The organism is Thermobaculum terrenum ATCC BAA-798, from assembly GCF_000025005.1.
Classification (GTDB): domain Bacteria; phylum Chloroflexota; class Chloroflexia; order Thermobaculales; family Thermobaculaceae; genus Thermobaculum; species Thermobaculum terrenum.
On record NC_013526.1, the window covers coordinates 1,041,349 to 1,055,124 of the forward strand.

Annotated in this window: 2 protein-coding genes and 1 CRISPR repeat array; both genes read left to right on the forward strand. The window is 53.0% G+C overall.

What is annotated here, in order from left to right; all coding sequences use genetic code 11:
- Positions 1-32 precede the first annotated feature (32 nt).
- Positions 33-2,027, forward strand: coding sequence for a hypothetical protein (locus TTER_RS14315; protein WP_012876764.1), 1,995 nt, complete (start codon positions 33-35; stop codon positions 2,025-2,027).
- Between the two features lie 394 nt (positions 2,028-2,421).
- Positions 2,422-12,196: a CRISPR direct-repeat array (repeat unit 30 nt; unit sequence GTTTCAATCCCTTATAGGTAGGCTACGAAC).
- Between the two features lie 829 nt (positions 12,197-13,025).
- Positions 13,026-13,199: a hypothetical protein gene (locus TTER_RS15930; RefSeq protein WP_169302713.1), complete on the forward strand. Its 174-nt coding sequence runs from the start codon at positions 13,026-13,028 to the stop codon at positions 13,197-13,199.
- Positions 13,200-13,776 lie beyond the last annotated feature (577 nt).

Below are 13,776 nucleotides of genomic sequence, written 5' to 3' on the forward strand. Positions count from 1 at the left end.
GAGGTAGTTTTCTGAACATCCGCAGGTCTGTATTGGTGTTGCTGCTTGCGCTGCTGTGCTTGCCCATGTGGAGTGGGAGAGCGTCCGCGGCGTCCGGAGAGGTGCTCCTTGTAGTGGATGGCGGCAGCAAGCACTATGTTGATTCCCGGGGCTTGGGCTACCTCCTGGGTGATGTGGAGCTCACCAGCAAGTGGGCGGTAGCGTTCGGGCGCAGGGTCCTCACCTCTGTTGAGGGCAGGAGCGATCCAAGGCTCGGTGGCTTCCCCTACGGGGTGTACGGCATCGACGAGACGGATGCCGACCGTGACATGAACTACACGGACGCGGGGGACGTCGACCCCGCGGCGCTCATGGCCGACATCGCCAGCGAGGGGGTGTATAACGTAGGGGTATCGCTGAGCACCGGCAAGGTGGGTGTGGACAAGATCACCCGCAACCTGACTTATGCCCGTAAATATGGCCTGAAGCTCATCGTGCGCTCGCTGGCGGTAGACACCACTGGCGAGATGGACACCACCCGCACACGGGAGTCGCTGGCGCGCTTCCAGCAGGTCTTCAGGGAGCACCCCGAGCTGCGAGCGCAGGTGTACGCCTTCATCACCTACCTTGAGCCGATGGGGGATCGAGTGCCCCTGACGGAGCTGCAGGCGGCCTACAGGTTACATAAATCGGTGTTCCCCAATATCCCCGTGATGGCGGTCTTCAACCAGAGGTTCAACGTGGCCGACAGCAACCACGATGGGATAAGCGATGGTGCGCTGGGCCAGCCCCTCAACCCCTATGGCCCGAACGTGGCGGACATCGTCGCGCTGGATGTATACCCCGTCCTGCCGGACTCCTATGGCTACGACACCATCAGCAGGCAGTATGTGCACGCCCGCCGAGTGGTCGACCGAGTGGACGCCCAGACGGGCAAGCGGACGCCGATCTGGGCCTTCGCGCAGGCCCACGCCCTGAACATCGACCCCAACGACCGGCCCGAGCCCCACCAGCTGTATCGGCAGGTGAACGACTGGCTGAGGGCAGGCCCGGAGGCAGGGCTTCGCGGGGTGGACGGGCTCATCTGGTACGCCTGGCACTTCACATCCGGGCGGGAGCAGTCGCACGTGGACCTGGAGGACGTGCCCGCAAACAGGGAGATGGCCAGGTTGATAGGTCAGCAGCTGAAGGCCAGTCGCTTCGTCACCCACGACCTGCCCTACTCTTCTGAGCTTATGGTGGAACCAGGGAAGTACCTGCGGGTGCGCAGCAGTGGGCATATAAACCTCTCCGCCGGCACCATAACCCTGGCGATCGGCCACCAATGGCCCGGCAACGACGGTCGTGCCCACGTCCTGCTCGATACCGGGGGCTCATCGACCCGCAACCGGCTGCGTATCGAGAAGACTTCGACCAACGTACTGCGTCTGGTGATCACTGATCGCTACGGTCGCACCAAGTGGGTGGGGATGAACGTCGGTGATGCCAACATGCCAGGCAAGCGCTATTGGCCAGGCTATAGCGAGATCGCAGCCACCTGGAGCAACGGCGCGATGGCGATCTACCTGGATGGCGTCCGCGGGGGACTCTCCGGGGGCAATGGCACAGGTCAGCTCTCGGGGGTAGGGGAGTACATCTACCTGGGAGCCTCCCTGTCGGGCGGCAGCAGCGCCGAAGGGACACTCAGGCACATCACCATCCGCAGTGCTGCTGGCACCGCCACCGAGGTGAGGCGATGGACGCTGTATGCCCCCCTTGCGCAACTACCGGGCAGGCCCACGAGTCTCTGGCCATCGGCCACCACCATCACCGACCCCACGCCCACCCTGCGCTGGGGAGACTCGCCTTCGGCCACGACCTACGAGGTGCAGGTGTCGAGATCCTCAGGCTTCGGAACGGTACTGCTCTCGAGGGAGATCACCTCCACTAACTGGACGACGCCCTCTTCCCGGCCGCTGACGAGGGGCATGCGCTACTACTGGAGGGTCAGGGCCAAGGACCGCTACGGGATGGGGCCCTGGGCCACCGCGAGCTTCTACCTGAAATAGGTGGCGACGACGCTCTTTGCAGCGGGACTTTTTGTCACCGGTGCGGCGAATCCGTGCTTCAAGCGCCTCATCTCTCGCTGGCAGCTTGCGGTCTTTGCCCACTAGTACAGCAACCCTCGGTCCCGACCAGGCCGTAATGGCTGGTTATGGGAGATGCGGCTGCCACGCTCCCGCAGGTGCGCAGGCAGGCACGGTGTTATCCCCTCCATCTCAGGCCACCACCTTCTCCAAGCATGGGAGACACACCGGCCCACCCGCAAACACCTCCACAGGTAGGCCACGAACTGACACCCTACACCCCGAAGGGCGGGGATAGCTCGGATACATGCCTCGACCCCTTATATGCAGGCTATGAACTATGCCCTGAGTGTTGGGAGCATATTCGGGAGGAGTAGTTTCAATCCCTTATAGGTAGGCTACGAACCGCCGATATGGCGTGCCAGCCAGCTGGCTGGAATACGTTTCAATCCCTTATAGGTAGGCTACGAACGGCGTTCGGCGCGATCACGGATGGCGGGGCGGGCGGTTTCAATCCCTTATAGGTAGGCTACGAACTCGAGGAGATACGCTATGGTCATCGAACCTGAGACCCGTTTCAATCCCTTATAGGTAGGCTACGAACTGGGACAAATCTGACGCCTTTTTCCGTCTGTACGGCGGTTTCAATCCCTTATAGGTAGGCTACGAACCTGCCAGAACAGGGTCCACCTCGGAGCATCGGGATCGGTTTCAATCCCTTATAGGTAGGCTACGAACGGCGAGGCGCACGATGGTGGTGCGCCGGCAGTGGTAGTTTCAATCCCTTATAGGTAGGCTACGAACCAGCTGCTGCGCGCCGAGCTCTACGTCGACTCCGCCTTGTTTCAATCCCTTATAGGTAGGCTACGAACGCAGAAAAGGATCATCAATAAGATAATCCCGCATCGGGTTTCAATCCCTTATAGGTAGGCTACGAACAGCCCGCGCCAGTCACCCACGTCCGGAATGTACGTGGTTTCAATCCCTTATAGGTAGGCTACGAACGCGCAAGGGATAGAGAAATTCTAACCAAATTTTAACCGTTTCAATCCCTTATAGGTAGGCTACGAACTTGTTAGTGTCGGCATGTTGCCTTGGCTGCTGCATGCGTTTCAATCCCTTATAGGTAGGCTACGAACCACTATACCCAGAACACGAAGGAGGTAGAGAAATGGGTTTCAATCCCTTATAGGTAGGCTACGAACGCATATTTGGCAGAAGGCATGCAGGACGTGGAATTTGGTTTCAATCCCTTATAGGTAGGCTACGAACATCGCTCTGGTACTCTGCGCAGACTCCCAACATCCAGTTTCAATCCCTTATAGGTAGGCTACGAACGCAAGATGAAGTGGGACTAGATTAGTGTCGAAATTGGGTTTCAATCCCTTATAGGTAGGCTACGAACCTGCTGTCTGGAACTATGGTACTGGTCCGGGCGGTTCCGTTTCAATCCCTTATAGGTAGGCTACGAACACGTACTGGCATTGAAGGAAGCCTATGAGCAGTTATGGTTTCAATCCCTTATAGGTAGGCTACGAACAGACGCCATCACTGACGCTGGTGCCGGCCTGGGCGCGTTTCAATCCCTTATAGGTAGGCTACGAACTATCAGCGTGCTGCCGCAGAGAAACATAAGTTTGAAGTTTCAATCCCTTATAGGTAGGCTACGAACTGGTCGAGTATGTGGGCAGGCAGTGGGGCGTTTACGGGTTTCAATCCCTTATAGGTAGGCTACGAACCACGTTCAGCGGTGCTAACGCTGGTACGGTCACTGAGTTTCAATCCCTTATAGGTAGGCTACGAACCCTAAGTGGCGCTTTCCTGAACACCTTTTGGAAGGAGGTTTCAATCCCTTATAGGTAGGCTACGAACTTTGTTCCTTACTGACCATATCACGGTCGATCCCAACAAGTTTCAATCCCTTATAGGTAGGCTACGAACAGGTACGACCTGCGCCTTGCCCGAAATGTTTTCGCGGCGTTTCAATCCCTTATAGGTAGGCTACGAACTCTGCTCACGGTCCATCTCACACCTCCTCATAGTGGGGTTTCAATCCCTTATAGGTAGGCTACGAACCGAATGAAAGCTATCGCAGCAGGATGCCGCGATACTAGTTTCAATCCCTTATAGGTAGGCTACGAACTGTAACTATATAATGTCCAGATGTGTTTTGCCAATTTGTTTCAATCCCTTATAGGTAGGCTACGAACCAATGCAACAACAACACACTGAATGGAGGTAGACAGAGTTTCAATCCCTTATAGGTAGGCTACGAACCGGAGTACTGGCACAAGCGATATCCGGTGCACCGGAGTTTCAATCCCTTATAGGTAGGCTACGAACGGTAAACCGCCCTTTTTCTCACGGTAAATTGCCGGGGTTTCAATCCCTTATAGGTAGGCTACGAACGGTCCGCTCCCTGGACCTGCCTGATCCAGTGGAGCTCCGTTTCAATCCCTTATAGGTAGGCTACGAACGATCACGAGGCACATGTGGTAGTCCAGCAGCAGCGGTTTCAATCCCTTATAGGTAGGCTACGAACGCATCTCGAATGCTCGGGAGGCCATCCAGAAGGCGATGTTTCAATCCCTTATAGGTAGGCTACGAACCTGCGCGCTCTCCTGACGACGTGCTGTATGTGTACGGGTTTCAATCCCTTATAGGTAGGCTACGAACGCATCGAGAAGTGGGTTCGACGGGGGCTCACGGGACAAGTTTCAATCCCTTATAGGTAGGCTACGAACAGGGACGGTCCGGCGTGGCGGAATTGAGCGCGATCAGTTTCAATCCCTTATAGGTAGGCTACGAACCAGAGCCTCACCAACCTGTTGTTTTCAGGTGGCAACCGTTTCAATCCCTTATAGGTAGGCTACGAACCTCCCGTTTCGTTTACAACAGCATAGTAATCGAACAGTTTCAATCCCTTATAGGTAGGCTACGAACTGTAACTATATAATGTCCAGATGTGTTTTGCCAATTTGTTTCAATCCCTTATAGGTAGGCTACGAACCAATGCAACAACAACACACTGAATGGAGGTAGACAGAGTTTCAATCCCTTATAGGTAGGCTACGAACCGGAGTACTGGCACAAGCGATATCCGGTGCACCGGAGTTTCAATCCCTTATAGGTAGGCTACGAACCGAAGTAGGCGGGATTATCCTGTGCCCCTATTTCTAGTTTCAATCCCTTATAGGTAGGCTACGAACGTAAACTCCATAGTAGCCATCTAATTCCCCACTCCCGTTTCAATCCCTTATAGGTAGGCTACGAACTATGAGCACAAAATAATCGGCATTGGCTACCATGCTGGTTTCAATCCCTTATAGGTAGGCTACGAACGGGAGGAAGCGGCAGCTTGGGTGCCGGCTTGGCAGGGTTTCAATCCCTTATAGGTAGGCTACGAACCTGTGGTTGAGGTACCCAAGAAGGCCGTGGAGGCGGGTTTCAATCCCTTATAGGTAGGCTACGAACGGGACTACCATGTAGGGATCTATTACCGGCATATCCAGGTTTCAATCCCTTATAGGTAGGCTACGAACCTGAGCGGTGGCGCGAGCACCAGGCCCGCCAGTACCGTTTCAATCCCTTATAGGTAGGCTACGAACCCTAATCAGGCCAGTCCAGACCAAGCACGAAGGGGAGTTTCAATCCCTTATAGGTAGGCTACGAACAGGGGCACAGGATAATCCCACCTACTTCGTGCAGGCGTTTCAATCCCTTATAGGTAGGCTACGAACCGCACTTGCCGGACTTGGCATCATAGTACCAGCCAAGTTTCAATCCCTTATAGGTAGGCTACGAACTGACCGCATTCAGTGCCTCAAACTGCAACCTCTCCCGTTTCAATCCCTTATAGGTAGGCTACGAACGGCTGTTCCTCGAAGAAGAATAGCCGCCAGGGGGCCTGTTTCAATCCCTTATAGGTAGGCTACGAACTCGGAAAAATAGATGCTTTCCAACTCCGCCTGCTGCGTTTCAATCCCTTATAGGTAGGCTACGAACGGTAAACCGCCCTTTTTCTCACGGTAAATTGCCGGGGTTTCAATCCCTTATAGGTAGGCTACGAACGGTCCGCTCCCTGGACCTGCCTGATCCAGTGGAGCTCCGTTTCAATCCCTTATAGGTAGGCTACGAACGATCACGAGGCACATGTGGTAGTCCAGCAGCAGCGGTTTCAATCCCTTATAGGTAGGCTACGAACGGATCAGAATCGATGCACAGAGTTTCGCCAAGGCTTTGTTTCAATCCCTTATAGGTAGGCTACGAACTGTATAACGCCGTGCTCGTCACGCACCTCGAGAAGGGCGTTTCAATCCCTTATAGGTAGGCTACGAACAGGGACGGTCCGGCGTGGCGGAATTGAGCGCGATCAGTTTCAATCCCTTATAGGTAGGCTACGAACCAGAGCCTCACCAACCTGTTGTTTTCAGGTGGCAACCGTTTCAATCCCTTATAGGTAGGCTACGAACCTCCCGTTTCGTTTACAACAGCATAGTAATCGAACAGTTTCAATCCCTTATAGGTAGGCTACGAACCGGGTGTGTGTCGGTCGTCATCGTTACCTCCTTCCGGTTTCAATCCCTTATAGGTAGGCTACGAACCTGGGAGGCGATGTGCCCTGCCCGCGGTGCGAGGAGGGTTTCAATCCCTTATAGGTAGGCTACGAACGATTCTACGGTAGGCTATCATGAATTTCACAGGAGGGTTTCAATCCCTTATAGGTAGGCTACGAACCCTAGTGCTGGCCTCAGGGGGGTTGTAGCCCCACCCCGTTTCAATCCCTTATAGGTAGGCTACGAACGGGTCCACGTGGATTGCAACATGCACAGGGTGCGGCGTTTCAATCCCTTATAGGTAGGCTACGAACCGGCCTACGCTCGGTGTTGACCATCTCTGCACACCCCGTTTCAATCCCTTATAGGTAGGCTACGAACGTGTGGGCTTGTGATTGGTCTCGGCTGTAGGGATGGGTTTCAATCCCTTATAGGTAGGCTACGAACCCTGGGGCAAGGACAGCACGGTGCTGCTGCACCTGGGTTTCAATCCCTTATAGGTAGGCTACGAACTTCAGGGTTCAGGGCTACCAGGGAGACGACGTCTCCCGTTTCAATCCCTTATAGGTAGGCTACGAACGTTACCTACTCCCTCTTTTTTTGTGCCCGCAACCTTGGTTTCAATCCCTTATAGGTAGGCTACGAACGATGCCGGATACACGCGCGCCGGTGATGTATCGGAGGTTTCAATCCCTTATAGGTAGGCTACGAACTCAAGATCAGTGATATACAGACCACCGGCGTCATCCGTTTCAATCCCTTATAGGTAGGCTACGAACTAGGTAGGCTACGAACGAATGTCCATCGCCACAACCCGTTTCAATCCCTTATAGGTAGGCTACGAACTATCATAGAGGTATCACACAATCAGGAGGCTAAAAAGTTTCAATCCCTTATAGGTAGGCTACGAACCTGGTTTGGTGGCTGCGTACAATCCGCAAGATAAGAGGTTTCAATCCCTTATAGGTAGGCTACGAACCAACCTATTGGCATGGAAAATTCCTTGGCAACCTATGTTTCAATCCCTTATAGGTAGGCTACGAACAGCCAACGCCGATTATTTTGTGCTCATACAGACCGCGTTTCAATCCCTTATAGGTAGGCTACGAACGAATTCGTGGACCCGGAGACGGACACGGAGAGCGCCGTTTCAATCCCTTATAGGTAGGCTACGAACTTGGCGTTGATCTCGACTATGACGACCCTGCAGCCGTGTTTCAATCCCTTATAGGTAGGCTACGAACACCCCTTATAGGTAGGCTACGAACGTGCTCTGGATTGGCAGGGTCAAACGTCTCGCTTTCAGTTTCAATCCCTTATAGGTAGGCTACGAACCATGACCGGCATCTACCTCACCTCCTACGCTATGCCCGGTTTCAATCCCTTATAGGTAGGCTACGAACGTCCCAGGAGCGGGTGGGTGACCTCTATGTGGTCACGGGTTTCAATCCCTTATAGGTAGGCTACGAACGAACACATGTTCTACACTCACGCGTCTTCCAGCATGGTTTCAATCCCTTATAGGTAGGCTACGAACTGGTAGCATGCTACGATATAGACGTCGAAATCTAACGTTTCAATCCCTTATAGGTAGGCTACGAACGCGCTATCCCCTCTGGGCCGCACGCACGCACCTGTGTTTCAATCCCTTATAGGTAGGCTACGAACGGATCAGAATCGATGCACAGAGTTTCGCCAAGGCTTTGTTTCAATCCCTTATAGGTAGGCTACGAACTGTACACAAGGGCGTTGTTGCTTCCATCATTGTTTCGTTTCAATCCCTTATAGGTAGGCTACGAACTCGAATTATGTGTTCGTGGACCCGGACACGGAGAGCGCCGTTTCAATCCCTTATAGGTAGGCTACGAACAAAATGGGGATCTAGAACATTACAGGAGAAGGAGAAGTTTCAATCCCTTATAGGTAGGCTACGAACTACACGCCTCTGGATGGAGGCGTGCAGGCGGACGTGGGTTTCAATCCCTTATAGGTAGGCTACGAACCTCAGTACGTGGTAGAGGTTCTCAGCGAACAGCTGCGTTTCAATCCCTTATAGGTAGGCTACGAACTACCATCGGGGCTGTAGTATACTTCGCCCCGGTCAGGTTTCAATCCCTTATAGGTAGGCTACGAACACGAACCTCCTTTCCACTAAGCGTTGAAACAATCAGTTTCAATCCCTTATAGGTAGGCTACGAACTACCAATCGGAACGCTTCTTGCAATTGCTGGAATCACGTTTCAATCCCTTATAGGTAGGCTACGAACATCCACATATGCGCCGAGGGGGGTTTCGACCCCGAGGTTTCAATCCCTTATAGGTAGGCTACGAACTTGATGCCAATAGTATGTATCCATCCGTCATGTTGCAGTTTCAATCCCTTATAGGTAGGCTACGAACGCACCCCCGGAGAAGCTGCTAAAGAAAAGCTAGGCAGTTTCAATCCCTTATAGGTAGGCTACGAACTTTAGAACACTTGCACTTTTATTGCTTGTTAAGTAAGTTTCAATCCCTTATAGGTAGGCTACGAACCAGAAAACATAATGGCGGTTACGGTTGATGGTAGGCGTTTCAATCCCTTATAGGTAGGCTACGAACCTTTATCCGTGTCGAGCCCCTCGAGGAGGCCTCTGTAGTTTCAATCCCTTATAGGTAGGCTACGAACGTGACCGGCAAGCGTTACGATATGCACGTGGGTGGGTTTCAATCCCTTATAGGTAGGCTACGAACCGACCGTCGGGGCTGTAGTATACTTCGCCCCGTTCGGGTTTCAATCCCTTATAGGTAGGCTACGAACGGATTATAGCATCACATACAGACGGGAGGTGTGAGAGTTTCAATCCCTTATAGGTAGGCTACGAACAACTCGTGTCACACGAGGGGCTGAATTCGGTACCTGGTTTCAATCCCTTATAGGTAGGCTACGAACTGGTCTCGCGCACGAGTTGGCGCACCGTGAAAGGAGGTTTCAATCCCTTATAGGTAGGCTACGAACCTCGGGGACGTCGTCCCCCTGGCAACCTTGAACCCGTTTCAATCCCTTATAGGTAGGCTACGAACTGGTATCTGGTACATCTCGGAGGGCCCGGCTTGATAGGCGTTTCAATCCCTTATAGGTAGGCTACGAACCTTCATCAGAGTAGGAGACCTCAAAGCGCTCTTCGTGGTTTCAATCCCTTATAGGTAGGCTACGAACCAAATGGTATACCTTGTGCGCGCAAACTACGCGCGACGTTTCAATCCCTTATAGGTAGGCTACGAACTTCCCACTCATCCCAATGTTCACAGTCGAAGATAAAGGTTTCAATCCCTTATAGGTAGGCTACGAACAAGACCCTTCATCGCCGTGGAGGCCATCGATCATCGAGTTTCAATCCCTTATAGGTAGGCTACGAACGGCAAATGGAAATTACCCCGCGACAGAAAATTTTCGTGTTTCAATCCCTTATAGGTAGGCTACGAACGTTTATCACAGACCTAGAAACAGTCGACCCCAACTAGTTTCAATCCCTTATAGGTAGGCTACGAACCAGGTTGGCAAATCTCGCGGGAGAAGGAGGTGAGCCCCAGTTTCAATCCCTTATAGGTAGGCTACGAACATCCGGACATTATATAGTTACAAAGGAGCAGAAAAAGTTTCAATCCCTTATAGGTAGGCTACGAACAGTGAGATAAGGGTACCGAAAGTATTTGTGATAGGTAGTTTCAATCCCTTATAGGTAGGCTACGAACTTTCCTAAATGCACATAAAAAGAAAGGAGTGGGCAAAGTTTCAATCCCTTATAGGTAGGCTACGAACGCTACTGGTGCTCAGTCGATCCATAGGGCTCGCTCCATGTTTCAATCCCTTATAGGTAGGCTACGAACTAATTTTTTGTCTCGGGATTCTACGGTAGGCTATCAGGTTTCAATCCCTTATAGGTAGGCTACGAACCATATTTCACGCGCGGGGAGTACGGTTATGTCGAGTAGTTTCAATCCCTTATAGGTAGGCTACGAACCCGAGGTGGAGGCGGCTTGGGACGTGGTGCTGGCTTCGTTTCAATCCCTTATAGGTAGGCTACGAACTCCCCGCAAATACAACCCGGAAGATTCCATCCTGGACCGTTTCAATCCCTTATAGGTAGGCTACGAACTGGAGTTCGAGCTGCGCCCGCTGCGACAGATGCCGGAAGTTTCAATCCCTTATAGGTAGGCTACGAACTCGAGCGAATTTTGGAGAATTTTTTGGAAAAAAATCGTTTCAATCCCTTATAGGTAGGCTACGAACCCTCAGCACAATATACAAGTGGTTGTAGGGTACCCCTGTTTCAATCCCTTATAGGTAGGCTACGAACAAAATAGCCCCTAGTACATATGTGCTAGTTCCCCTGTTTCAATCCCTTATAGGTAGGCTACGAACCACCGACCTCAGGGAGTTCCCGAAGGTCGGTGGAGCCGTTTCAATCCCTTATAGGTAGGCTACGAACAAAATAGCCCCTAGTACATATGTGCTAGTTCCCCTGTTTCAATCCCTTATAGGTAGGCTACGAACTATCATAGAGGTATCACACAATCAGGAGGCTCAAAAGTTTCAATCCCTTATAGGTAGGCTACGAACCTCCTGGGTCCGTAGAAGTTCACGGACCCTTTCCCTTGGTTTCAATCCCTTATAGGTAGGCTACGAACTCGTTGTGATATATGCGGAGAGGCACTAGTTACGCGTTTCAATCCCTTATAGGTAGGCTACGAACGCTTCACCTCCTCAGATGTCCGACAGTGGTCAGAAAGTTTCAATCCCTTATAGGTAGGCTACGAACGTATTCCCTCTATTCCGCTCTGCTGTCCGTGCAGGAGTTTCAATCCCTTATAGGTAGGCTACGAACCCAGGGCGCTCTCCAATATTGGGGATCTCTACCTATGTTTCAATCCCTTATAGGTAGGCTACGAACCTCTGGGGCCCGCCAGGCACAGGGAAGACCGCCACCGGTTTCAATCCCTTATAGGTAGGCTACGAACGACTCGTGCACGCCGAGCAGCTGCGCCACCTGGCCGGGTTTCAATCCCTTATAGGTAGGCTACGAACGGCGCAGCGGCTGCAGGAGCTCGGGGACATGCTGGCGTTTCAATCCCTTATAGGTAGGCTACGAACAGGCTCGCCGGGTGCAGGAGTGGATAGCGGAGTACCGTTTCAATCCCTTATAGGTAGGCTACGAACCCGACCGTATTTTCCAGGAGATCGAGCGCAGGCTGTGTTTCAATCCCTTATAGGTAGGCTACGAACTCAAAACTGAATAGCCAACACGCGATACCCGTACCAGGTTTCAATCCCTTATAGGTAGGCTACGAACGAACACTGTACCAATCTGTGGCAGCATGGGCAGGAATGTTTCAATCCCTTATAGGTAGGCTACGAACCGAACAAGACTGCTTGATAGGATACCTATCACGATAGTTTCAATCCCTTATAGGTAGGCTACGAACCGTTTCCAAGGATATTCCCTATTCAGTTTTGGTTGGGTTTCAATCCCTTATAGGTAGGCTACGAACAAATAGTTTGTCAATAGTTTAGCAAGCGAATTTCTAGTTTCAATCCCTTATAGGTAGGCTACGAACTAAGGAAAGTATAAGCGGGATGCGGGGAAAATGCAAGAGGGTAATAAGGGGAAAAAGAGGGGATGTGAGGGGGGTGGTGGAGGTAAGTGCAGGTATTATGCGGAGTTAGGGGCAGGCAGGGGGTGTGTCGACCTCCCGGGGGTACTACAGGATTGGAGGTCGACACACTGCCCCCTCCCCACTCCTCTTCCACCACGCAGTGGTGTAAGGGGTATCCCCTCCTCCTGGGTCCCCAGACGATCCATGATCGTCTAGGGTGTTCCTGCCTCTCCATGACCTCACCACCCCCACAAAGCTGCACCATGGTGCCATCCAGGGAGGTTGTGGAGAACATATGGGAGCTCTGAGGTGTCCTGACATGTCCTAAGGCCCCCTCTCCCCTGGCCCCTCTCCCACCACTGGAGAGGGGAACGCTGGGTGGTGTCCAGGGAACTTGGATATGGGTTGGGTCATGGAGGGATTTAGAGAGGTGGGTTGGGGATGGAGTTGGAGAGGATGAGGGAGGGTGGCCGACTGAGGTAGTGGGAGGACAAGGGCCACCCCCCTGCTGGAGAGGGACCGGTTGGGGAGGGGAGTGGGCCTGGAGGGTTTGGGGATGGAGTTGGGGTGGTTGAAGAGGGTAGCATTTATGGTAAATTCCCGATTTCCCGGTCCCTTAACAATCGGGAAATCGGGAATTACTTCGGAGGGGTCCGTCGTGAGAGGGATGCATGGGGCCTGGGGGCTGGAGGTGACCCTGCGCTGAGGAGTAATTAGAAGTAGATATATCAAGGCCTGCGTGTGGCCCGGGAGTGAGGTATCGGGGCCAGAGGAGGCCGCCTGTCCCACGATGGACGGAAGCCTGGCAGGACCAGAGGTGCCCCTTGCCCGCAACTACACCCTGGGATTGCTCCGCAGGAAACAACGCCACAGACGGATGCCTGAGCGCAGGATCATGAGGACTTCCCTCAGGCGATGCTACCACCATGGTGCGGGGTATCACTCATCTACAGCATTATGGTAAATTCCCGAATTCCCGGTTCTTAAGTAATCGGGAAATCGGGAATTGCACATAAGTACTGTCCTCGCAGGTCACGTCTGTGGAGTGCCTTCCCGGCTGCCGGCTCACGAGGTCGCACCTCCCTCCTTGCCCCACCACCGACTTGAGGGGAAGACTCCTGGAGCTGATGTGCGGCAAGGGGAGGAGGCAGGGAGTGGACATGAGGACATTGAAACGACCTATGAAAATCTATTTCGGAGAAAAACGACTCAGTTCGTAGCCTACCTATAAGGGATTGAAACAAATAAATGAGGACTGTGTGCCCTGCATGTCCGGAGGTGGAGTTCTTACAGCTGCAGGTGCATTGGGTGAGGGAGTTTGGCTTGTCCCGTGACCGGCTAGCAAGTGTCGCGAGCGCGCCGGACGGCCTGATGGTGGAGTTTGATGCTGAGAGTCTTGGGTGCGGACTTCTCTGAAGGGCCCTTGGGAGGCGCATCGAGGGGCACGATGTGCTAGCTGTGCAGGGCCGCGCCTACTGAAGCTCTATATGCGGGGGCTGGGTGCTCCTGCAGGGTTGGCCTCCGCCGCTGATATGCGTAGA

Bases quoted from the DNA above. Each gene is read 5' to 3' on its own strand.
- TTER_RS15930 (WP_169302713.1), top strand. From the start codon at position 13,026: ATGGACGGAAGCCTGGCAGGACCAGAGGTGCCCCTTGCCCGCAACTAC.